The organism is Synergistaceae bacterium, assembly GCA_012521675.1.
Lineage (GTDB): Bacteria > Synergistota > Synergistia > Synergistales > Aminobacteriaceae > JAAYLU01.
This window is the reverse complement of the sequence record JAAYLU010000046.1, coordinates 1-22167: the sequence shown is the minus strand read 5'-3', so window position 1 is coordinate 22167 and position 22167 is coordinate 1. Positions and strand designations below refer to the sequence as shown.

Annotated in this window: 26 protein-coding genes and 1 pseudogene; 12 read left to right on the top strand and 15 right to left on the bottom strand. The window is 57.1% G+C overall.

Translation table 11 applies throughout. The annotated features are described in order from the left end of the window. Positions 1 to 1086, bottom strand: a complete 1086-nt coding sequence (locus GX181_05275; GenBank protein ID NLM71352.1) for a BMP family ABC transporter substrate-binding protein — start codon at positions 1084 to 1086, stop codon at positions 1 to 3. Positions 1087 to 1306: 220 nt separating this feature from the next. Between GX181_05275 and gpt the strand changes: the two genes are divergently transcribed. Beyond that, positions 1307 to 1759: a xanthine phosphoribosyltransferase gene (gene gpt, locus GX181_05270; protein NLM71351.1), complete on the top strand. Its 453-nt coding sequence runs from the start codon at positions 1307 to 1309 to the stop codon at positions 1757 to 1759. 46 nt (positions 1760 to 1805) lie between these two features. Next, a complete protein-coding gene (locus GX181_05265; GenBank protein NLM71350.1) occupies positions 1806 to 2273 on the top strand; it encodes a hypothetical protein in 468 nt (155 codons plus the stop codon). A gap of 48 nt (positions 2274 to 2321) precedes the next feature. On the opposite strand, the gene GX181_05260 is transcribed toward GX181_05265, so the two are convergent. Further along, positions 2322 to 2693 (bottom strand): cupin domain-containing protein, encoded by a 372-nt coding sequence (locus GX181_05260; protein NLM71349.1) that lies wholly within the window; start codon positions 2691 to 2693, stop codon positions 2322 to 2324. Positions 2694 to 2817: 124 nt separating this feature from the next. Between GX181_05260 and ilvD the strand changes: the two genes are divergently transcribed. The 3 genes from ilvD to GX181_05245 all read left to right on the top strand — a co-directional run bounded on the left by ilvD (position 2818) and on the right by GX181_05245 (position 7736). Next, positions 2818 to 4482 (top strand): dihydroxy-acid dehydratase, encoded by a 1665-nt coding sequence (gene ilvD / locus GX181_05255; protein ID NLM71348.1) that lies wholly within the window; start codon positions 2818 to 2820, stop codon positions 4480 to 4482. Between the two features lie 141 nt (positions 4483 to 4623). Continuing rightward, positions 4624 to 7101: a DNA gyrase subunit A gene (gyrA, locus tag GX181_05250; GenBank protein NLM71347.1), complete on the top strand. Its 2478-nt coding sequence runs from the start codon at positions 4624 to 4626 to the stop codon at positions 7099 to 7101. Next, complete coding sequence (locus GX181_05245; protein NLM71346.1) at positions 7098 to 7736, top strand: phosphatidylserine decarboxylase family protein; 639 nt, start codon at positions 7098 to 7100, stop codon at positions 7734 to 7736. The genes gyrA and GX181_05245 overlap by 4 nt, the downstream gene beginning before the upstream one ends. Here the strand turns inward: GX181_05245 and GX181_05240 are convergent. Beyond that, on the bottom strand, positions 7715 to 8686 hold the full coding sequence (locus GX181_05240) for a hypothetical protein (protein ID NLM71345.1): 972 nt from the start codon (positions 8684 to 8686) through the stop codon (positions 7715 to 7717). The two genes, GX181_05245 and GX181_05240, sit on opposite strands and share 22 nt — an antisense overlap. Before the next feature lie 144 nt (positions 8687 to 8830). Here GX181_05240 and GX181_05235 point away from each other — a divergent pair, with 144 nt between their 5' ends. Further along, positions 8831 to 9661, top strand: coding sequence for an alpha/beta hydrolase (locus GX181_05235; GenBank protein NLM71344.1), 831 nt, complete (start codon positions 8831 to 8833; stop codon positions 9659 to 9661). Here the strand turns inward: GX181_05235 and GX181_05230 are convergent. Next, positions 9618 to 10340, bottom strand: a complete 723-nt coding sequence (locus GX181_05230; GenBank protein ID NLM71343.1) for a prepilin peptidase — start codon at positions 10338 to 10340, stop codon at positions 9618 to 9620. The two genes, GX181_05235 and GX181_05230, sit on opposite strands and share 44 nt — an antisense overlap. A gap of 213 nt (positions 10341 to 10553) precedes the next feature. On the opposite strand from GX181_05230, the gene GX181_05225 reads away from it, so the two are divergent. Further along, complete coding sequence (locus GX181_05225; GenBank protein ID NLM71342.1) at positions 10554 to 11012, top strand: universal stress protein; 459 nt, start codon at positions 10554 to 10556, stop codon at positions 11010 to 11012. 105 nt (positions 11013 to 11117) lie between these two features. On the opposite strand, the gene GX181_05220 is transcribed toward GX181_05225, so the two are convergent. Beyond that, positions 11118 to 11513: a hypothetical protein gene (locus tag GX181_05220; GenBank protein ID NLM71341.1), complete on the bottom strand. Its 396-nt coding sequence runs from the start codon at positions 11511 to 11513 to the stop codon at positions 11118 to 11120. Between the two features lie 163 nt (positions 11514 to 11676). Between GX181_05220 and mce the strand changes: the two genes are divergently transcribed. Genes mce through GX181_05205 form a run of 3 tightly spaced genes read left to right on the top strand, consistent with a single transcriptional unit; the run spans position 11677 to position 13539 of the window. Then, on the top strand, positions 11677 to 12078 hold the full coding sequence (mce, locus tag GX181_05215; protein NLM71340.1) for a methylmalonyl-CoA epimerase: 402 nt from the start codon (positions 11677 to 11679) through the stop codon (positions 12076 to 12078). 39 nt (positions 12079 to 12117) lie between these two features. Then, on the top strand, positions 12118 to 12963 hold the full coding sequence (locus tag GX181_05210) for a fumarate hydratase (protein ID NLM71339.1): 846 nt from the start codon (positions 12118 to 12120) through the stop codon (positions 12961 to 12963). A 12-nt stretch (positions 12964 to 12975) separates the two neighbouring features. Next, positions 12976 to 13539 carry a TRZ/ATZ family protein gene (locus GX181_05205; protein NLM71338.1) on the top strand — a complete coding sequence of 188 codons (564 nt, stop codon included), beginning with the start codon at positions 12976 to 12978 and terminating at the stop codon, positions 13537 to 13539. 9 nt (positions 13540 to 13548) lie between these two features. On the opposite strand, the gene GX181_05200 is transcribed toward GX181_05205, so the two are convergent. Both GX181_05200 and GX181_05195 read right to left on the bottom strand, forming a co-directional pair. Further along, a complete protein-coding gene (locus tag GX181_05200) occupies positions 13549 to 14211 on the bottom strand; it encodes a GntR family transcriptional regulator (protein ID NLM71337.1) in 663 nt (220 codons plus the stop codon). A 104-nt stretch (positions 14212 to 14315) separates the two neighbouring features. Further along, positions 14316 to 14642, bottom strand: a pseudogene (locus tag GX181_05195) (DUF1016 domain-containing protein). 585 nt (positions 14643 to 15227) lie between these two features. Here GX181_05195 and GX181_05190 point away from each other — a divergent pair. Next, entirely contained in the window at positions 15228 to 16178 is a 951-nt protein-coding gene (locus tag GX181_05190; protein NLM71336.1) for a hydroxyacid dehydrogenase, read from the top strand. 444 nt (positions 16179 to 16622) lie between these two features. Here the strand turns inward: GX181_05190 and GX181_05185 are convergent, their stop codons facing one another. The 4 genes from GX181_05185 to GX181_05170 all read right to left on the bottom strand — a co-directional run bounded on the left by GX181_05185 (position 16623) and on the right by GX181_05170 (position 18573). Beyond that, positions 16623 to 17045, bottom strand: coding sequence for a hypothetical protein (locus GX181_05185; protein NLM71335.1), 423 nt, complete (start codon positions 17043 to 17045; stop codon positions 16623 to 16625). Further along, the gene (locus GX181_05180; GenBank protein NLM71334.1) at positions 17042 to 17599 is read right to left on the bottom strand and encodes a toxin-antitoxin system HicB family antitoxin; all 558 of its coding nucleotides are present in this window, start codon (positions 17597 to 17599) and stop codon (positions 17042 to 17044) included. Before GX181_05180 ends, GX181_05185 begins: the two co-directional genes overlap by 4 nt. A 103-nt stretch (positions 17600 to 17702) precedes the next feature. Next, positions 17703 to 17912 (bottom strand): type II toxin-antitoxin system HicA family toxin, encoded by a 210-nt coding sequence (locus tag GX181_05175; protein NLM71333.1) that lies wholly within the window; start codon positions 17910 to 17912, stop codon positions 17703 to 17705. Positions 17913 to 18243: 331 nt separating this feature from the next. After that, positions 18244 to 18573, bottom strand: coding sequence for a hypothetical protein (locus GX181_05170; protein ID NLM71332.1), 330 nt, complete (start codon positions 18571 to 18573; stop codon positions 18244 to 18246). A gap of 298 nt (positions 18574 to 18871) precedes the next feature. On the opposite strand from GX181_05170, the gene GX181_05165 reads away from it, so the two are divergent. Continuing rightward, positions 18872 to 20122, top strand: a complete 1251-nt coding sequence (locus GX181_05165; protein ID NLM71331.1) for a site-specific integrase — start codon at positions 18872 to 18874, stop codon at positions 20120 to 20122. Between the two features lies 1 nt (position 20123). On the opposite strand, the gene GX181_05160 is transcribed toward GX181_05165, so the two are convergent. From GX181_05160 to GX181_05145, 4 genes are all read right to left on the bottom strand, one after another. After that, positions 20124 to 20417 carry a hypothetical protein gene (locus GX181_05160; GenBank protein NLM71330.1) on the bottom strand — a complete coding sequence of 98 codons (294 nt, stop codon included), beginning with the start codon at positions 20415 to 20417 and terminating at the stop codon, positions 20124 to 20126. A gap of 89 nt (positions 20418 to 20506) precedes the next feature. After that, positions 20507 to 21154 (bottom strand): hypothetical protein, encoded by a 648-nt coding sequence (locus GX181_05155; GenBank protein ID NLM71329.1) that lies wholly within the window; start codon positions 21152 to 21154, stop codon positions 20507 to 20509. After that, positions 21123 to 21413: a hypothetical protein gene (locus GX181_05150; protein NLM71328.1), complete on the bottom strand. Its 291-nt coding sequence runs from the start codon at positions 21411 to 21413 to the stop codon at positions 21123 to 21125. The genes GX181_05155 and GX181_05150 overlap by 32 nt, the downstream gene beginning before the upstream one ends. A gap of 53 nt (positions 21414 to 21466) precedes the next feature. Beyond that, positions 21467 to 22167 (bottom strand): hypothetical protein (locus GX181_05145; GenBank protein NLM71327.1); only part of this gene is annotated, 701 nt, incomplete at its 5' end.

Genomic DNA, 22167 nt, shown 5'->3' with positions numbered 1-22167 from the left:
TTACTGAGGCAGCTCGCCCCTCACTCCCTCGACGAACCAGTTCATCGACAGCATCTCGGCATCCGTCATGCCAGAGCCTTCCGGTACTTTAACCTCGCCGTTCTGGTCCTTCACCGGCCCGTGGAAGACGTCCCACTCCCCGGAGATTATCCTGGCCCTCTCCTCCTCGACCAGCTCCTTCACCGAGTCCGGCACGTCCGGCCCGTAGGGGGCGAGGTCCACCATGCCCTCCTTCAGACCGTACCATATGTGCTTGGGCGCCCAGGTTCCGTCGATGACCTGTCCGATGGTCTCCTTGTAGACCATCCCCCAGTCCCAGATGGGCGCGGTCAGGTGCTTTGTGGGCGCGTAGGCGATCATGTCGTTATTATACCCCACGACGTAGACGCCGGCCTCCTCGGCGGCCTGCGGGGTGGCCCCGGTGTCGGCGTGCATTCCCAGCACGTCCGCGCCAAGGTCGATAAGCGCCTTCGCGGCCTCCTTCTCCTTCGCCGGGTCGAGCCACGAGAAGATCCAGATCACGTGGACCTCCGCGTCCGGGTTCGCCTTCCGCACTCCGCGCGTGAAGGAGTTGATCCCCCTGATGACCTCGGGAATGGGGTGAGCGCCGACGAAGCCGATCTTGTTGTTCTTCGTCATCCTGCCGGCTACCAGGCCGGAGAGGTAGCGGGCCTGGTACATCCTTCCGAAGTAGGTCCCCATGTTGGGGGCGTCCTTGTATCCCGAGCAGTGCATGAAGATCACGTCTTGGTACTTGTTCGCCACCTCGAGGATGAAGTCCATGTAGCCGAAGGTGGTGCCGAATATCACCTTTGAGCCGTTCCGGACCATGGTCTCGAAGATCCTTGCCGAGTCATGGCTCTCCGGGATGGACTCGACGAAGGTCGACTTGACACCGGGGTACTCCTCCTCCATCTCCAGACGTCCCTTCTCGTGCATGAAGGTCCATCCGCCGTCGCCGATGGGGCCGATATAGACGAAACCGGGATTGATATCTTCAGCGGGAATCGGCGGGAACTCAGCGTATGCCGCACCGCACAGGGTGAAAACGAGCGCGAACACGAGTAGCCAGGAAAACCTTTTCATACCATCTACCTCCCTGTTTCTGATATTGAGGGTGCATCCCTCGCAGAGAATTATACAGCACCTTTATAAAAATAGGATATATTCCGCCCGGTCTTATACGGCGCTCGCTCGTCTGCTCCTGCTTCCGCAACCAGGCCCCCCGTGCTAGAATAGCGGGGCATGAAAAAGAGCGAAAAGCACGGGGGAGGGTTTGACTTTGTCCGGCGACACGTATAACAAGATGTACCCCATATCGTGGGAGCAGGTGCACAGGGATTGCAAGGCGCTTGCTTGGCGCTTGGTGGGCATTCAAAAATGGGAGAGAATCATCGGGATAGCGAGGGGCGGACTGATACCAGCCGCGATCATAGCCCGCGAGCTCGACATAAGGCTCGTGGACACGGTCTGCGTGTCCAGCTACACTCTGCGCACCCAGGGAGAGTTCTCCATACTCAAGGAGATCCGTGGGGACGGGGAGGGATGGCTGTTGATCGACGACCTGGTGGACACGGGAAAGACCGCGCAGGTTGTCAGAAAAATGCTCCCCAGGGCGCACTTCGCCGCCGTCTACGCGAAGCCGGAGGGCAGGCCCTTCGCCGATACTTTTATCACTGAGGTCAGCCAGGACACGTGGATCCTCTTCCCCTGGGACACGGAGACGTCCTATTCGAAGCCCATAGTGGAGCGGGACTGAACCGCATGGGCCGAAGCCGAAAAACAGATTTGGAGGGCATGAACGGTTGTTGACTTATCTTAAATTCACGAGCTATCTTCTCTTCTGGGGCTGGATACTCACCGTAGGCTACGTGCGGTATCTTCTCCCCTTCATCGAATCCGCCCTTGACGCGGTCGAAGGCATCGAGCAAAAGGGAGGGTTGTTCCACAAGGGAATCGCCCTCATCATAAACCTCCTGATGGCCGGGATCCGCATCTACTTCCTCGGGATCTGGTCGGCCTACTGCGTCATCCGCACGATGCTATTCATGCTGCAGCCGGAGACAAGCGGATGGATATACTACACGACCGCCTTCCTCGTGTGCGAGGGCTACCTCGGGTCGATGGGCAGGAAGGAGAAGTTCAGGGGCCTGATCTCGGTGGTACACGTGGTGATGGCCATGGGGCTGTTCGTCATGTTCGCGCTGAACCCGTACTTCCTGAAGTCCGTCTACCCGTGGTTCTTCCGGGTTATGAAAGTCGACTTCCCCTAGGGATCTACAGGAGGGCCGGCGGACGACCGGCCCTCCGCTTTTCAGAGGCTACTTGACGGCGTCCGGGTCTCCCTCCGGCGGCACGATGCAGATGAACTCGAACGAACCTTCTCCTGTATTCCGGAGCGAATGTTCGACGCCCGGAGGCACGAAAGCCCAGCACCCTCCCTCCAGCGGGTAGGTGGTGCCGTCGATGGTCGCGTCGCACCTGCCGGACAGTATGAAGATGTAGTGGGGCCACGGATGGCTGTGGAACGGGGACTCAGTCCCCTCGCTCACCGCGAAGTGGCGCGCCACGTAGTCGCTCCAGTGTCTATTTGGAGAGAAGACGACACGCTTCTCGATACCCGACGCGTGCGCCCCGTCCTCCTCCGTCCGAATGTCCGAAATCCTTCCCGCAAGCATTTCAAAATCCGACATATGGCATCACTCCTCAATGCCACAGTGTAGCATCAAGTGGCCGTTCGGGGATCTCGTGCTTTGTAATAGTCGCGCGAGGGGCTATAATCCTTTCATCGATAATTGGCGATAGGAGGTTGTTTCAATGAAAAGCGACAGTGCGAAAAGGGGCGCAGAGAGGGCGCCTCATAGATCGCTGCTGAAGGCGTCTGGTTACACGGACTGGGAGATAGACCGTCCGTGGATTGGCGTTGCCAACGCTTACAACTCGATAATCCCCGGGCACATACACCTGAACAGGATAGCCGAGGCGGTCAAGTCGTCCATCTACGCCCACGGTGGACTCCCGCTGGAGTTCCCGGTGATCGGCGTCTGCGACGGCATAGCCATGAACCACGAGGGGATGAAGTACTCCCTCCCAAGCCGAGAGCTGATAATGGATTCGATAGAGCTTATGGCCAGGGCGCACGCGCTGGACGCGCTGGTGCTGGTCACCAACTGCGACAAGATAATCCCGGGCATGGCCATGGCCGCACTGTCTTTAAACATCCCGGCGGTGATGGTCAGCGGCGGGCCAATGCTGGCGGGGGTCAAGGACCGGGAGGACGTTGACCTGAGCAACGTCTTCGAGGCGGTGGGTAAGAGGGCGGCGGGCACGATCTCAGACGAGGTGCTTCGCGAGATCGAGGACCTTGCATGCCCTACCTGTGGCTCCTGCGCGGGGATGTTCACCGCCAACACGATGAACTGCATGATGGAGGCGCTGGGGTTCGCCCTGCCGGGAAACGGGACGATCCCGGCGGTCTACTCCGCGCGCGACCGGTTGGCCAAGGAGGCCGGACGGACCGTGATGGCGCTGCTCGACAAGGGGCTCTGCCCCAGGGACATAATGACCCGAACGGCTTTCGACAACGCCGTCGCGGTCGACATGGCGCTCGGCGGCTCGACCAACACGGCACTCCACCTGCCCGCCCTGGCACTTGCAGCCGGCCTATCACTGACGCTCGACCGTTTCGACGAGATTGGCCGACGCACTCCGCATCTCTGCAGTATGAGCCCCGGCGGCACGCACCACATCCAGGACCTTTACGCCGCAGGCGGGGTCCAAGCCGTCATGGCCCGCCTTGCCGACGGAGGACTCATCGACACCAGCCCTCTCACCGTAACGGGGAGAAGCGTGGCGGAGAACCTGGAGGGAGTCCGCGTCCAGGACGACGGCGTCATCAGGCCGCTGCGCGACCCGTATCACGAGCAGGGCGGCATCGCGGTCCTCAAGGGCAACATCGCGCCGGAGGGCAGCGTGGTGAAACAGTCGGCGGTCGACCAGTCCATGTTGAAGCACTCCGGCCCGGCCCGTGTGTTCGACAGCGAAGAGTCGGTCACGGAGGCGATCCTGGGCGGCCGGATCAACCACGGGGACGTCGTGGTTATCCGCTACGAGGGCCCCAAGGGCGGCCCGGGGATGCGCGAGATGCTCACTCCCACCTCTGCGCTTGCAGGAATGGGGATGGACAAGACCGTCGCCCTGATCACCGATGGCCGGTTCTCCGGTGCGTCCCGCGGTGCGTCGATCGGGCACGTGTCGCCAGAGGCGGCGGCCGGTGGAGCGATCGGCCTGGTTCAAGAGGGCGATATTGTGGAGATAGACATACCGGAACGGTCGCTTCGGCTCGTCGTGTCGGACGAGGAGCTGGCCCGCAGGAGGGAGAACTGGCATCCGAGGGAGACTCCGGCGGGCAGCGGTTTCCTGGCCCGGTATCGCTCATTTGTGACCTCCGGGGCGGAGGGAGCCGTGTTCAGGGAAATATAGGCGAAAGTCCCTGCAAGAGAGGCTCATGCCCACTCAAAACGCACGGTACCGGGCGCTTCTACGTGGTACAATAAGCGCTGGTTTCCGTGCGTTTTCTCGCCAAATCCCCCGATGAGTCGGTTTTGGAGGTCAAAGGAATAGATGGACGAACTCAAGCATGACGCCCTCTCCGGAAAAGTATTGCCGCTTCCGCTCGTGGAGGTAATCAAGAACAGCTACCTCGACTACGCGATGAGCGTCATAGTAGGGCGGGCGCTTCCGGATGTGCGCGACGGGCTTAAACCCGTGCAGAGGCGCATCCTGTACTCGATGATGGAGCTGGGGCTGAAGCCGGGCTCCGCCTACAAAAAGTCGGCTCGCGTCGTCGGAGAGACCATGGGAAAGTACCATCCCCACGGCGACACGGCGATATACGACACGATGGCAAGGATGGCCCAGGACTTCAGCATGCGCTACCCGCTGGTCGACGGGCAGGGCAACTACGGCTCCATAGACGGAGACCCGCCCGCCGCCATGCGCTACACCGAGGCCAAGCTGTACGAGACGGGCGAGCTGATGCTGGCCGACATAGACCAAGACACGGTCGAATGGGGGCCTAACTTCGACGAGTCCCTTCAGGAACCGCTGGTGCTTCCGTCTATGATACCCAACCTGCTGGTAAACGGCAGCTCCGGCATAGCCGTAGGAATGGCCACGAACATCCCGCCGCACAACCTGCTGGAGGTGGCTGACGCCCTTGAGTACCTGATCGACTGCGAGGGGGAGCCGGAGCTTGGAGAGATCTACTCGCGACTGCCCGGCCCCGACTTTCCGACGGGCGGGATAATACTGGGGATAAACGGCATCGTCGACGCCTACCGCACCGGCAGGGGAAAGATAATCCTGCGGGGAAGGACTCACGTCGAGGAGGGCAAGAGGGGAAGGACAGCGGTCGTCATCACGGAGATCCCCTACATGGTCAACAAGGGCTCTCTGATCGAGACCATAGCCTCCTGCGTGCAGGACAAGCTGATAGATGGCATAGCGGACGTCAGGGACGAGTCGGACCGAGACGGGCTGCGAATAGTGCTTGACCTTCAGCGGGACGCCGACGCCGAGCTGGTAAAGCGCCAACTCTACAGGCGCACCCAGCTTCAGTCGACCTTCGGGGTCATCAACCTGGCACTGGTGGACAACAGTCCGAAGGAGCTGCCGATCGCCGAGATGCTCTCTCATTTCCTGGAGCACAGGCGCAGCGTAGTCCGCAGGAGGACCAACTTCAGGCTGGAGAAGGCCTTGGCGCGTGCCCATATTATCGAGGGGCTGGTCAAGGCCCTGGATATAATCGACCAGGTCATCGCCGTCATAAGGGCCGCCCGCACAGCGCAGGAGGCGAAGGCGGGGCTTTCGGGCCCGCTGGGCTTCTCGGACCTCCAGGCACAGGCGATACTTGAGATGCGCCTGCAGCGCCTGACCGGGCTGGAGCGGGAAAAGCTCGACCAGGAGCTCGCATCCCTGTTAGCGGACATCGAGCGATTAAGAAGCATTCTCAGCGAACCGAGGATCCTCGACGGCGTCGTTAAGGACGAGCTCGACGTACTGCGGAAGAAGTTCGACAGCCCGCGCAGGACCGAGATAATCGAAAGCTACGAGGAGGTCTCCATAGAGGATCTCATCCCCGAGGAGGACATAGTCGTCACCCTCTCCAAGGACGGCTTCCTGCGACGCAGAAGTTTAGACGAGTACGTTCCCCAGGCCAGGGGGGGAAAGGGGCGGAGAGGAGCCCCTCTGCGCGAGGAGGACGAGATCTCGGTATTCGCGGTGACAAACACCCATAAAGACGTGTACCTGTTCACATCGACGGGACGAGTGTATGCCGTGCGCGGCCACATGATCCCGGAGTCTCGCTCTGGCAAGGGCAGACACGTAGGAAAGCTTGTGCCGCTTGACGAAGGGGAGACGGTCGTCTCCATGTACGGGCGAAGCGCCGAGGGGAAGAGCCAGCTCTTCTTTGCCACGCGCAAAGGAGTCGCCAAGCGATTGTCGCTCTCGGAGATAACTCACGTGAGCAGGGGCGGCAAAAGGGTGCTGACGCTCGACGAGGGGGATGGAATCGCCCAGGTTCGACTGACGTCGGGCGAGGACGAGCTTCTCTTCATGACCGCCAAGGGGCAGGGGCTGAGGGTCAGCGAGAAGGCATTCCGCTCCATGGGCAGGACGGCGCGAGGAGTGCGCGGGATCAGGCTTGGCAAGGGCGACGAGGTGATAAGCTGCGAGGTCGTCGACCCGAATCGCCACGCTCTCGTGATCGGCGAGAGGGGAGTTGCCAAGCGAACCAGCTTCTTGGAGTTCACTCTGCGGCACAGGGGAGGGCTCGGGGTGCGTGCCATGAGGCTCGGCCCCAGGACAGGCGACCTGGTGGGATGCTGGTCCGTGGCCGAGGGGGACGAGATCATGGCGGCGACCTCGCGCGGCAGGATAATAAGGGTCGCGGTAGCCGAGATACCGATACTCAGCAGGACGGCCATGGGCGCGATAACGGTTCGCCTGGACGAAGGCGACAGCGTGGCCGACGTGAGCGTGATCAGGGGCGACGTCTGCTGCGAGGAGGCCATTGTCTGCGAAGGGGACGAGAAGTGAAGCCGGTAAGGGAAGGTTGGGCAGCGATCGCCCTGGTCGCCTTCATGATGCTGGGGAGCCTGTACTTCGCCCCCCCGGTGGCACTCTTTCTTGCGCCTCTTCTCCCGGGGGCCTTTTGGTTCTTCAGGGATCCCGACAGGCAGGCAGAGAAGGAGGGCTATCTTTCCCCTGCGGACGGCGTGGTGGCGGGAGTTGAAAGGGGTGAGTTCCCGTCGATCGGCAAGGCACTCAGGATAAGCATCGAGACAGGGCTTTTTGACGTTCACGTCAATCGTTCGCCCTGTGACGGGGTCGTCGAGAGACTGGTGAGATACCCTGGCAGGATGAAAGCGGGCGCGGCGACGAACACCCAGAGAAAGTGGGAGAGGACGATCATCGAGCTGTCCACGGATTTTGGGCTGGTCATCCTGGCTCAGACCGCCGGATTTCCCGGGAGGGATGTCGTGTGCCGGCTCTCGAAGGACAAGAGGGTGAGCAGGGGGGAGAGATACGGTTTGATGGCCTCTGCCTCCAGGGTCGATTTATATGTTCCCGCAGGCACAAGGGCGCAGGTCGAGGAGGGAGACAGGGTGCTTGCTGGCACTTCCGTCCTCGCGGTTCCCGGCTTGTTCCCTCAGAATATGAATCTAAAGTAGAGCAGCACCAGAACGAGCACCAGCATCGACGCCGTCAGCAAAAAATACGGCGTGTAGAAGGAGTTCTCACCGGGGGGCTTGGACTCGGTAGGTGAGCTCTCATCGGCGCTTGCTCCGTTGGCGGGATGAAGCGCCTCGGACAGAGCCGTCGGTCGTGCCGCTAAAGAGCCGGTCCGAATCCGGCTGTTGCCCTCCATCGACACAACCCCTTTGAACTCGTCGGAAAGGTGAACCAGGACAGTGAACCCGCCGCCCCTGTCCTGGTGAACCGAGATGACCTCTCCGGCGGCGACCCCGTCGAAATCGGGGCTCGCCCTGCGAAGCTTCTCAAGCACGGGGGCGTTCTCGTCCTCGGGAAGCCTCAGCAGTATTTGATCTCCGTTCTGCAGCGATCCCACGGCCGTACCTTTTACGGGATCGATGACCGGGGCGCACGGTATCAAATACGGAACCTTTCCGGGCGTGTCCTCCTCCCCCTCGGCGACCTTCGTTCCATCCTCCCGTATAAAGGGAGCGAGAGTCTCGCCGTCGCTTTGTTCCACCCTCAGATAGACAGTGACTCGGTAGCCGAGCCTCAGGAGGATCTCCTTTCTTACGTCCTCCTCAAGGACCTTGTGAGTCTCCTCGCCTCTCTCCACGGCCTGCCTGATCTCGCCGGGAGAAAGGATCTCGCCCAGCAACGCGTCCAGTTCCGCCATGGCGCTTTCCGCGAGGTACGGCTCTCCCTGCTCCTGCCGGATAAAAAGCTCTTCGGTGAAGGAGAGGAAAGTACGAACGTCCGACTCGATGTCCACCTTGTGGCCTGCATCGAACGGGATGAGGGCCAACCGGGACGAGAATACCCCGGCCGGCGAGAGGATCTCGTAAAAGAAGGCGTCGACCCTTTCGGTCCTTGATTTGCGGATGGAGAGAACGCACTTCACGACGTTTAATTGAGCAACGGGGTTCAACTTACTACTCCCTTTCCAAAAATTCGCGGCCCTTCCATTATAAGCCCTGGGGACCTTCCGAGGAAGATGCCTCTTCAGCTGTTGAAATAATATGGAATAAAGAGCATAATAAGGATGATAGGTTTTAAAAGGAGGCGTAAATTCGTGATAATTCGATCTTTACAGGCGCACGGTTGCTTCGGCGACCAGGAGGTGCACATGCACTTCTTCGAGGGTGACGCCGTGGAGGACTCTCCTCTTTTTCTCTTTTTTCACGGTGTTCACGGCGTCGCGTCCCCCGAGGAGGGAAATAAATACGCCTACTTGGCCCGGTCCCTGGCGAACGACGGATATATCGCCTGCCTTGCCGAGTCGAGCAGGCTGCGCCGGGACAAGGAGACGTTCGAAGGGGACAGGGTGGGCTGGGCGACCTCGGCCTTCGGGGGAAAGACCTTCGCGATGGAGATCTACGATGCCTGTTCCACCCTTCTGAAGGCTTCGGAGGAGCATCCGGACCGCAAGATAATCCTCTGGGGATTCTCCCTGGGAGGGTTGATATCGGTCATCCTCGCGGGCAAGGAGACAGGGACCTTCATGAGACAGTCGGGGCTGACCCACGACCCCCTGCCCGACGTGGAGGGACTGGTCGTCTCCGGTTCGGGCGATCGCACCCGCACGGAGGCGACCGACATAATGTCGCTCCCCGTGCTCGACACGCTGGGGAACAACGAGGTGATCCACACCGCGGCCTCCAAGGTCACCCTCTCTTTCTCCGACTTTTTCTACGGGGGCTGCGACGAGTCCTTCGACGAGGAGTCCTCAAGGCGAATATTCCGCAGCTTGAGGCTTCAGGGCGAGAGGAAAACCTTTCACATACTGCCGGGGGTGGACCACGCCTTCCGCACGCTGAACGGCACTCCCTCGACCAAGCCGCTGGACCGGATGCTCGAAATCACCAGGGCCACCCTGGGGCGCTTCCAAATGACCGGAGGATAAAGGGCCCGGCGATAAGAGTAAAAAGCCCGCCGGCCGCGAGGAAAGGCACCAACGGAACCGAGTCCTTGCGCCTCACCTTTCCGGCGATCATCAGCATGACTGTGATTACCCCGCCTATCATAAAGCCGGAGTAGAGAGTGAGGACCAGCATGCGCCATCCCAAGATCGCCCCGGCGCCCGCGGCCAGCGTGGCATCTCCCCAGCCCATGCCGCCCCTGGACAGCAGTATTATCCCCCCGATCGAGGCGAAGCCGACCGCGGCACCGAGCGCCCCGTCCAGCAACGCACCCGCGCCGCCGCAGATGCGCATCAGGCCCCCGATAATTCCCATCGCCAGGGGGAAGACATCGAACACGTAACCGTCCTCTATGTCGGTGAGGGCGTTGAGAAACAGCCCGAAAGCCGCAGTCATGGCGAAGGGCAGGGCGGCGGAGAAGCCCCACCTCCACAGCAGAAGCCCGCCTGCGACGGCGCCTATCACCTCCACGGCGAAATACCTGGCGCTTATCCTTGCACCGCAGCGCCTGCATCTTCCCCTTAGAAAAAGCCAGGAGAAAAGCGGAACCAGGTCCTTCCACTCAAGCACCAAGTCGCACTCAGCGCACGCAGATCGCTCCGACCCGCCCCAAGGCTTGCCGGAGATGCTCCTCATCGCCACCACGTTCAAAAACGAACCCAAAGAAGCGCCAAAAAGTGAAAAAATCAGAATGGCGAAGACGGTTTCCACGTTGAATCAGTCCCTTGCAGTCAGATGATCTTCCGTAACGGGTACGCCCGGCACAGAATATATCACACAAGATGACACATTTTGCGCACCGGTCATATTCGAAATATTAGTAGTATAATAACCATGAAGAGATCCTCTGGTTTTTAAACGAAAGGAGGAAGCGCCATGCTGAAGAAGATACTCGTAGCGGTGGACATGAGCAAGATGTCCGAGGATGTGTTCCTGTACGGCTGCACCCTGGCCATGCGCCTGGGGGCGGAGGTCACGTTTCTTCACGTGCTTCCGCATCCGACTCTTTGGAGAGGTTACGAACCGTGGCTGCCCCCCGAGATAGACGTCGAGGTGACCGAGATCGCCCGCAAGAAGCTGGACTACTACTTCAGGAAGGCGAAGGAGAACAATCCCGAGCTGGAGCACACGGACTACAAGATGCTGGTTAAAGAGGGGAACCCTTCGGATGTGATCATCAACTACGCCAGGGACAACGACATGCACCTCATAGTGATAGGCTACAGAGGGCAGAGCACGCTGGAGCGCATCGTGGTGGGAAGCACGGCGACCAACGTCGGCAGGTACGCCCACTGTTCGGTGTTGATATTCCGTCCTGGCGAACAGATCATTTGAGCCATTCAAGGCGAAAAACATGGCCGGGTTCCCGTGCGTCGGGGCCCGGCCGCGCTCATGTGTTCACGCGTCGGCATGGTAGCGTCGTTGAATCCGCTTTGCGCCTCACTTGTCCCTGGTTCCGTATCTCTCCTGCCCGTATGTCCTGTGCTTTTTCGCATCCTCCGGCTTGTCTCTTTTCCCGGTCGGCGACGAGTCCAAGGCCCCCTGCAGCTTTCTAGCCAGTTCCTCTCTCTTTCTCTTCTCCTCGTCGATCTGCCCGGAGATGCCGGGCACGTCCCGGTCGAGGTATCCGAGGTCCACCAGCGCCTGGACTCTCAGTATGTCCACGCCCATCTCCTCTGATATCGAGTCGACGCTGAAGCTGACATCCCGGCTATCCCGGATGTATTCTCTGACTTTCGGGTAGAAATCGTCGATGTCCTGGAGGCATTGCGGACAGTATTTTCCACGCGCACTGTCGTAAAGCCTTCCGCATATCTTACAAGGTTTCAGGCTCATTATGACAACCTCCTCGCTTCTTATGCTTCGCAATACTATACCACGAATCCCTGTTTCTGCTGCTGATAACGGACAAAGGCCGCCCACTTCTGCTAAAATGTAGAGGCGCGAAGAACAGCGTGGATATCACGGAGAACGAAGCGATCGAAAGGAGAATTTTTGTATGAAACCCACGGTGGTCGACCACATTGGAATAGCGGTGAAATCGATAGACGAGGCGCTGAAATTCTGGCAGGACTCCCTCGGAATAAAATGCACGGGCGTCGAGGAGGTGGCCGAGCAGAAGGTCAAGACGGCCTTCCTGCCCCTGGGCGACACGGAGGTCGAGCTGCTGGAGGCCACGTCCGACGAGAGCCCGGTCGCCAAGTTCATCGAGAAGAGAGGCGAGGGGATTCACCACATAGCGATAAGGGTGGAGAACCTGGAAAGGGCCCTCGAGGCGATGAAGGAGAAGGGAATCAGGCTGATAGACGAGACCCCGCGCTACGGGGCCGGCGGTGCCAGGATAGCGTTCGTCCACCCCAAGGGCACGGGAGGGGTATTGCTGGAGCTGAGCGAGAGGTAGCTCGGGCAAGGCGAGGTACCGGCGGGAGAGATGGCTGAAGTGAGGGAGATCCCGGTTCGCAGGATAACCGACACGGTTGCAAAACTCATCGAGGAGGCGGCGTACAGGCTCCCCGGCGACATGCTGGCGAGCCTTCGCGCCGCCTCTGACGCGGAGGAGGAAGGCCCGGCGTCGGCCGTACTAGACACGATACTGGAGAACGCCCGGGTCGCCTCGGAGGGAGTCTATCCCCTCTGCCAGGACTGCGGCATGACGATCGTCTTCATCGACGTCGGGCAGGACGTCCGGCTGGTCGGCGGCGATCTGGCGGACTCGGTGGACGAAGGGGTTCGAAGGGCCTACAGGGATGCCTACCTGCGCTGCTCCATAGTGGACGATCCTCTGTACGATAGGAAGAACACGGGCGACAACACCCCGGCCAAGATCCACTGTCGGATCGTGCCGGGGACGCATGTCCGGGTCGCAGTCTCGCTGAAGGGCTTCGGAAGCGAGAACATGAGCGCGCTTGCAATGCTGCCCCCCGCCGCGGGCGAACAGGGGGTCATAGACTTCGTGGTGGATACCGTCAGGAGGGCGGGCCCCAACCCTTGCCCTCCCGTAGTGCTGGGAATCGGCATAGGCAGCGACTTCGAGGGTGTCGCGGAGCTGGCCAAGAGAGCCCTGCTCCGGCCGGTGGGTGAGAGCAACCCCGCGCCGCGCTACGCCGCCCTCGAGGAGAGGCTGCTGGCCGAGGTAAACTCCCTCGGCATAGGGGCCGCGGGGTACGGAGGCACGATCACCGCGCTAGGGGTGAACGTCGAGCAAGCGCCGACTCATATCGCCGGGCTGCCGGTGGCCGTCAACATCTGCTGCCATTCAAACAGGCACGCCTCGGGCGTCCTCTAGGAGGAAAGGGTTTTGAGCCCCGTTCGCGTGCAAACGCCCCTCACGGAGGCCGTAAGCAGAAAACTGGAGGCGGGGGACGAACTCCTGCTCTCCGGACGGCTCTATGTCGCCAGGGACGCGGCGCACAGGCTGATCGTCGAGGCCTTGGGCAGGGGAGAGCAGCCCCCGGTAGACCTGGGAGGCGCCGTGATCTTCTACGCGGGACCCGCGCCCGCACGCTCCGGAATGGCGACCGGAGCCATAGGGCCGACCACCAGCTACAGGATGGATCCTTTCACCCCTCTGTTGCTGAAGCAAGGGGTGCTGGGAATGATAGGGAAGGGGATGCGTTCAAAGGAGGTCATTTCGTGCATGATGAAACACGGGGCGGTCTACCTGGGCGCGACCGGCGGCATTGCCGCTCTCTTGGCCCGAACCGTCATCTCCTCGAGGGTAGTATGCTACGAAGAGCTCGGCCCGGAGGCGCTTCGCGAGCTCGAGACGAGGGATATGCCGCTGACCGTGCTGATCGATTCAAAGGGCAGGTCCATATACAGCGAGGGCCCTGCTAAGTTCATTCGCAGTCGGACGCCGTAGGGCCGGGACTCAGCCCTCGCCTCCCAGCAGCGCCCTCCTAGTCCTCTCCTCGGCGTTGTTAAGATGCCTGATGATAAGGGCCTCAGTCTTGTCGGGATCGTGCTCCCGAAGGGACGAGAGGATCTCCAGATGCTCCTTCGTCACCGCGTCAAGCACTTCCTCCCTGAAAGGTCCCTTTTCCGCGAAGTACCTGATCCTCTTGGCGTGCACGCTGAGGTTGTTAAGTGCGTCCAGGATCAGGGGGTTGTCCGTCTTGCTGGCCAACAGGGAGTGGAGGGCCACGTCGGACTCAAGGTACAGGTCGAAGTCATCCGGATTCTCCTGCACCAGGCGCAGCTTCGACTCCACAAGGTCCATCTCGTCGTCCGTGCAGTGAAGAGCCGCATCCCGCGCCACCCTGCCCTCGAGCAGACGGCGGAACTCCCACACGTGCCGCGAGCGCTTCTCGCTCACCTGGGTCACCACGGCCGCCTTGTTCCTCTCTATGTCCACAAGCCCCAAAGCCTCAAGTCGTAACAGGGCCTCCCTTATGGGCGTCGTGCTCACGCCGAATTCCGCCGCCAGCTTGTCGATCTGAAGCATCTCTCCGGGCAGATAGGTGTTGCCTACTATCAGCTCTTTTATGGTCTCGAACACCTGGTCGCCCAAGGAATGAAAAACCCTGCTTACCAATTGCTTCAACTCCTCCCAGTTTTCGTCCGCTGCAAAGCCACGAGGAGACGGACGATGAAGCCTGAATCATTGAAAAAAACCAGCTTAAGGCTCCTTCGTAGGAATTATACCAGCACCTGTGCCATTGACCAACATTGCATGTATACGAAACATGAGATTTTTGAGAAAAGAGCCTTGTGCAAGACGATGCCGATGGACGGGTTTTCGTCCTCCTGACGAACCTGCCGGTCCAACGCGGTCAGGTAAAATTGCATTTTGCCCACGTACTCCGGTTGGGACTCGCCGACTTTCAGCTCGATGGCGACCAGGCTGCGCAAGCGGCGGTGGAACTGCAGCAGGTCTATGAAAAAGTCCCTGTCGTCCATCTCGATGCGGTACTGGCTGCCCATGAAGGCGAACATGCCGCCCATGGCACACAGGAAGTCCTCGATGCCGTGCAGATGTCGGTGCTTTGGGGCCGAACGTCTCTCCAGTGGCAGCCCTCCGGATTCTGAAATCCGACCGCCCGACCATCGTTTCGAGTATGATAAGTATAGAGCAACAGACTGTCGAAGATGCCGGAAGGGGAGTCTTTGCATCTATTATTCAGCTGGCAAGGTCCCGCGAATATTGAGGATGTATCCAGCCGTGAAGAGTCCGTTGGAATGCCGGAAAAGTCCGGGATCGGCCGTGCAGCAGTCGGAAAACGTCCGCACTTCCATCCTTCGATTCCTTTCTGCGCGAGAGAATTTTTACCCGTAGATCGATAGCGGATTTTTCAAAAAAGATCCAGGTTCACCCGGGTATCGTCTGGGGACGTCTGGCAAAAGAGAATCTTGTAAAATGGGAAGAAGCCGCTCCGCACAGGCTAAAACTTCAGTTTGCATCGTAAATTTGAACGGGAAGGTTAAATAAGTTGATAGATTCTGGTATACTAAATTTAAGCGCAATACAAAACAGGCAGGAGAGGCAAGAAGGCGCTAGGGGCGCGAGTTCTATCTGTGCTATTGTATATAATGGAAAGTGGAGGAGATAAAATGAAAATTGTGGTTTTGGAGTCATTGAGCATCGACAAAGAGAAACTTGCCGGAGTGACCAAGCCTCTGACTGATAGCGGCCACGAGTTGGTCGTGCATGAGGACAGGGTGGACGAAAATACGCTCAAATCCAGGGTCGAGGACGCCGATGTACTGGTGGTGGCCAATATGCCGCTTAAAGGCGACGTGATAGGCGCCGCGAAGAAGCTGAAATTCATCTCCGTGGCATTTACCGGTTACGACCATGTGGATCTGGACAAGTGCAAGGAGAAAGGCGTCAAAGTCTCGAATGCAGGCGGCTACAGCACCAATTCCGTGGCGGAGCTGGCCTTCGGGCTTATGATCGGGCTGTTGCGCAACATTGTGGTTCTGGATGACGTGGCAAGGAAGGAAGGCACGAAAAGCGGCTATGGACAGTCCGATCTGAAGGGAAAGACCCTGGGAGTGCTGGGTACCGGAGAGATAGGCGGTACAGTGGCTGAGTTGGGCCTGGCGTTCGGCTGCAATGTGATCGCATACAGCAGAAGAGAAAATCCGAAGCTGGTGAGCAAAGGCGTGAAATACATGCCCTTGGAGGAGGTCTTGAAGGCGAGCGACATCGTGACAATCCACATGCCGCTTACGAACGAGACCAAGGGCCTGATAAACAAGGACAGGCTTAAGCTCATGAAGCCCACTTCCCTCCTGATAAACACCGCGATCGGGCCTGTCGTCGACAACAATGCGCTGGCGGAGGCGCTGCGCGAGGGTGTGATAGCGGGCGCCGGTCTGGACAGAGTCGACATGGAGCCTCCGATTCCCAAGGACTACCCCCTGCTGGACGCCCCCAACACCATTATCGTTCCACACATAGGGTTCGCAACGGAGGAGGCCTTGGTAAGAAGGGCCGAGATTACATTCAAAAACATTGTTAAATGGGAAAAGGGCGAGCAGGAAAATATTGTCGTCTAACACAGAGTAAAGCAAACCAGTCGTGATGATTCAGCCTTCGCACTGCCTTGAAAGGTAAATATCACAGTCACGGCAAGAGGAGTGCCGCCCTCGAGATCAACTGCATCTTCTGCCCGAAGGAGAGTATCACGCATCTCAATGGAGTCTGGACATGGAAAAAGGGTTTCGGCCTAAACGCCGGAACCCTTGCTATTGCATGGTGGGCGATACTGGGTCGTAATAGGCTTGATGTAAGCGTTGTGAATACAGGATTTTAGCAATTCGTCGGAAAATCTTTTAAACGGTCTGTTATACGATATTTTTCTCGCTGGGAGCGAAAAAACCCCGTGCCTGGAGCCGACGGGCGCTCACAGGGACGAAAACATGCGGGGATTGGCGTAACTGAATGATACCCCTCGGAAAGTTGCGTTGTCAAGAATTTCCGACCTTTGTGCGGCGCTTGAATCACTCCGTAATATCTTCCGGATCGAACCTGTATGTCGGCAGAAAGAAGGGGCCGTAGGGGCCGAGCGCGGTCAGCGTGAGCAGGTGATCCCGGACCGCCGAATACAACATTGATGACGCATTGACGTAAAAAAGCCGCTTGAACCTCAACAACTCTTCCGCCGAGGAGTCCTCCGGGAACTTGCAGAGGAACATGCCGAAAATGGAAATGCCGAAATCATACGGAACGCTTGTCCTGTCGATATTATCCGGGGTTCCTATAAACAGGGCGACATCCCATCTGTCGACCGCTTCGGCGTTTTGCATCATGTTCGGACGCACTTCAATGTCCGGCATGACGAATGACTCCGGCTTGAACTCTCTGTTGGCCGCCGTGAACGAGCTGAGATAAAAATACCTGATAAGCTCGAATGGAGCGTTCATGATACCTGAGACGACTCCTGAGTCGCGGCCCAGGACGGGTGTTCTGCTCCGCGCCTTGCCGCCTGTTTCTCAAGCGCGTGATCCCGGGCATAGTAGCCGATCTCTCCAAAGTTGAACATTGCAAAGCGCATAGTGTTCTCTATTTGGGAACCAATCGCGGCGAGTATTTCTTTGGCAACCTCGCCTCTCTCTGTGGTTTTCAGCAGAGCACCGACGATATAGGCATTTATGCTCTGCCCCTCTTCTTCTGCCGCTTCCGCAACGGCCTTGTGGAGAGAACGCGGCATGCGCAGAAGTATTCTTCCGCTGTACTTTTGCAGGTCTTCGCTCTTCGGTTCGGGAATTGGAAGGTTATCGGCAAGGCAGCGCTCGAAAACGCCCCGCTTTATTTCAATCAGCATCCCCCTTGCTTCTTCATACGTCTCTCCCCATGCGTTGGTTGACAGTCTGCCCAGCTCCGGGTGACAGAGCACAACACCGCCGCCGTCCTCCTCCGACAATTCTGTGACTTCAGTGACATACGGAAGACTCATATAGTAGTCCAGGTTTTTCATCTTTACCGCCTCCGATGCGCTTCTTCAATCTCCTTGATTTTCTCCAGTGCTATCACTGCATTGCGGAGATACCATCTCTTCACCTTGTTCTTGTGTTGTACTATTACAGAGAGCCATCCGGCGCGAAATCCCTGGGAAAAAGTTCGGGAAAAAGCTTGTAACATTCGCTTATCAGTGGATGGCGAAAAATGGAATGCGATCCCTTTTGGTTTTCAAGCCTGAAACCAAACGACTCCAAAACGCTTTTCACAGTGGAGAACTGCTCTTCGACAATTCGACCCCATGAGTCAATGGTCTTTTCCAGGGTGGACAAATGAGAATCACCTGCCTCTTTCCTGTTTCGGTATCATATACGATACTATGAAGAAAATCCATACATAGAAAAACAGACTTCTCTCTGCACGCTCTAGACAAACCGTTTAGCCTTCTACCTCGGCGGCTTGCACACGCCGCAGGGCTGGTAGCCTCGCGGCATATTTAGAAGAAACGGAGCATCGAGGGAAACAGGGCAGGAAGCCAAGCGTGTTTTATGGAGGTACGAAGCGCGCGAAGGAGTTGTTTGCAAAATATGCCGGTACGGGAAAAAATCACCTTGGAACCTGATAATCATACGGTTGTTGAGTCTGTTTCCCTTATGAGCCCATTCAGGTTCCCGAAGAGGACGAGGATGAAGAGTTCATGGGATACGGGATTATGATCAGCTTCATGGACATCGCCGGATTCCGTCCGCTCGAAGACGAGAACACCGAAGAGGAGATCGAGAAGCTTTTCGGCTCCGCAAAGGGTGAAGAGTAGCAAGCAGTATTCACCTTGCTCCTCGCTCCCGAACAGCTCTCCATGCCCATGCCGGGGAAGGCCTCCACGTAGGCGTACTGGCTCGCCGGAAGCACCGCGACGAAAAGACGCGCCGGGCTCTCCTCCCCGGTTGCGGGATCGCGAAGCCACATTCCCTTGCCCGCCCAGTCCACCTCCATTCGCTCTCCGGCTTAGGGTCGCGTTTCATGAGCGCTCCCTATATAAAAAACAGGCTCCAGCAAAAACGCTGAAGCCTTGCAATCAGATGGTGGGCGATACTGGGTTCGAACCAGTGACCTCTTCCGTGTGAAGGCTAAAAGAGCATATTTCACCCGAAACCTAAAGGAACCTTATAGAGCCGTAAAGGCTGATGGATACTGAATAAAAATGACTTTTGTTCGTTCTCTTCTTTTCCCTCTTTACCTCTAGTGTATAATCCATTTGGAGGAAATACGGAGGAAAAAAGGAGGGAGCGAATTGCAGCTTAAACTTACCCAGAATTACGTTGTGAATCTGAAGCCTACCGGGTCGAGATACAAGATCCACGATACTGTCATAAGCGGCCTTGTCCTCCTTGTCTTAGAGTCCGGCAGGAAGACATGGTATTGCGATTACGACCGCCATTCAGATTATAGCACCGGAAGAAAGCGAACGAACCATAAAATAGGGCCAGCAGACCTGATCACTGTCGCCGAAGCCAGGGAAATGGCGCGGGAATTTCTTTCGAGAGTTGCCCGCGGCGAAGATCCGGACGCGGAAAAACTCGCGCCGAGACCCTTGACTCTTCGGGAGTTTATCACCGAGTTTTACGCACCCTGGGCGATCGAAAACCGTCCCTCCGGAGAGAACACCATCCGCATTATCATGTCCTCATTCCCGTCCTTTCTCGACCTTACGCCGGCCGCAATCTCCATACTTCAGATTGAACGATGGCGTAATACCGATAAGGCCGCTAAGAAAAGCAAATCCGCCTCCTTAAACCGGAAAACCTCAGCCCTCAAGGCCGCTCTGAACTGGGGAGTAAAAAGAGGGCTCATTGAAAAACATTCCCTTGCCCGACTGGAGCCTCTCAGCGAGACTGACAGCGAGCAGATGGTACGATTCCTTTCAGATGAAGAATTTGAGCGTCTGATGGCTGCCCTCGATGTCAGGGAAGAGAAAATGAGAAGTGAGCGGGATACCTATAATGCCTGGAGAGATGCCCGCGGCCTGACCCCGTTCCCGGATCTTCGGAAAGCTCCTTATGTCGACTACCTGAAGCCGATGGTCATCATCTCTCTCAATACAGGAATACGCAAAAACAGCCTCTTCAGCCTCGAATGGCGAGACGTGGATCTGGACGGCGGAATATTGACCCTCCGCGCAGCAGCTTCGAAAAGCGGCAAAATAAATTATGTACCCCTGAACCGCCCGGCACTGGAAGCCTTTACCCTCTGGAGAAAGCAGAGCGAAGACCAGGGGGAGAAGAGCCTGGTCTTTCTCTCGCCGAAGACCGGCGGGAAGTTCGACAACTGTCAGTCGAGCTGGGAGGGATTACTGAAAGAAGCCGGCATTGAAAATTTCCGCTGGCACGACATGAGGCACCACTTCGCAAGCAAGCTCGTGATGAAGGGGGCGGATTTGAATACCGTCCGGGAACTGCTCGGGCATTCAGATCTCAAAATGACCCTGAGATATGCCCACCTGGCGCCTGAGATCAAGAAGAACGCCGTGGCAATGCTCGAGTAATTTACAGGCCTTCTCCGAGCCGGTCTCTTGCAAGTTCAAGAACAACATATGTTCCCTTCGGGTATCGGCCGCTCGCCTCGTCGAAAAACTCCAGGTATTCAATTTTCGTTTCAATCATCTTTTGGTCTGCTTCTTCCAGCGTCAAACAAGATCGAATAGCAGCTTCAAGTTTTTTTACGAATCCCTCGGGTTTCATCCCGACTCTGGCGGTAAAGATTCTTTCCCTACTATCTTCAAAAGGACTTTCGACGACTGGTACAAGTTCTTCCATGACAAGCGGATAAAAATAGATCATTCTTTTTTCTCCTCTGCAAAAAGTTTTACAAGTCGGAAGCAGTTACAGTAAGCAAGAGCCCCGGATCGATCCGGGGCTCTTGCTTACTGTTATAGTCTTAAAATAGTAAGAAGAACCGCGAGGAAACCGAGAACCATTGTAGCCAGGACAGCGTAGCTTGAAAGTCTGGTAGCGAGGTTGTCGTTGTGGATCTCTTTACGCTGAGACTGGATACTCTCCGTCAACTGTCTCACTTCTCCAGAAAGAGCTCTAAAGTTCATGTCTATTTTTTCGTCCATGTGATTAAAGCGAAGATCGATTTTCTCATCTATTGATGTGAAACGAGTGCTTATATTCTCCTTCAGGTTGGAGACGGTATCATCAAAGCGCTTGATATTAGCATCGAACTCGCCTTTTGTTATCAATGGCTGCGTCATGACATTGCTCTCCTCCCCGTTGGATAGATTGGCAATCGATTGGGTCGAGATGTCCGATACGACTTCACCTCCACCGCTGCTTGAAATTGTATCACCTTCATCCGAAGCTGGGTAGCTTATAATGGCGTATTGTGAATGCGGAGGTACATCTGCATTCACAATTTCTCCTCGTTCTGATGTGCTTCCAAAGGCAATTTTTGCAGCTTTCGTCAGTTTGATTTCTTGGTATATCGGCAAGGTTTCGCCGCTCTGGTGGAGTATCAAATTCCCCGTGCTTTGGGTGTTCATTTTATTCTTCCCGTTTGCGTTCGGAAGAATCAATGTCCGATAATACCTTTCCACATGCTTCGACAAAACGCCTGAAATGCTGTGTTGTTATGGCAGTTCTAGAAACAATAGCAGCTTGACGCATTTTCTCTCCCTTTTCGTTTTTTACTATGCCTGGCATAAACTGCATAAAATCAAAGATTACAGCACCATCGTTGCCCATGATGTTGATATTATCAATGTACAATGTTGCTTTTTCCGGACTAGCTAATACTGCCACGTTTCCTTCTGGGATTTGCTTGTTTATTGACATTTTCAACTCACTCCTTTTCTACCCCGGAAAGAGCCGGGGTTCTTCTTTCTTCTCTACTCCGCATAGATGAGCTGCAAGAAATCGGCCTCGGACAGGATTTCGATGTTGCCGCCCTTTGACCTGATCTCTTCAGCTCTTTTTGTCTTGCTGCTTTTCTTTCCATCGCGGAACTTCGAAAAATCCTGTACTCCCATGACGAGATACTCAACTTCCAGGCTGACTGAAGTTCGAGGGCGGCCTCCTGCTTTATGAACCAGGGCAAAGGCGTCATCTCTCGGCATGGATTTCAATGTCCCGGTAAAAACTACGTCCTTGTCGAAAAGAGGATGATCAGGGTTTTTTCCGCATTCTTCGGGAGCGAAATAGAGCTGCTTCCGCTGCCTCCGTATGCCCGAACTGCAGCAGGAATAACAGCCGTTTCTTATACTCCCCGGGCAAATCGAAAGCTTCTGGTTCACTTGGTCGAACTCCGAAAGATTGTACTCGTGAAAAGCGGCAAGAAGGATCTCCGCCGAACACCGCGCGTCGTCCTCAGCGTCATGATGCTCGACGGTAAGCCCCAGGTGGCGCGCCACAATCGGAAGGGAATAGGACATCAGGTTCGGCCATGTATTCCGGGAGACCGCAACAGAACAAAGAATCGAACAATCGGGAAGGGGAATGCCGTACAGGGGAAGAGTGTTTTTGAGGACGCTGAAATCGAAGGAGGCATTATGTGCGCAAACGACGTTGTTCTCGATATACGGGGAAATCT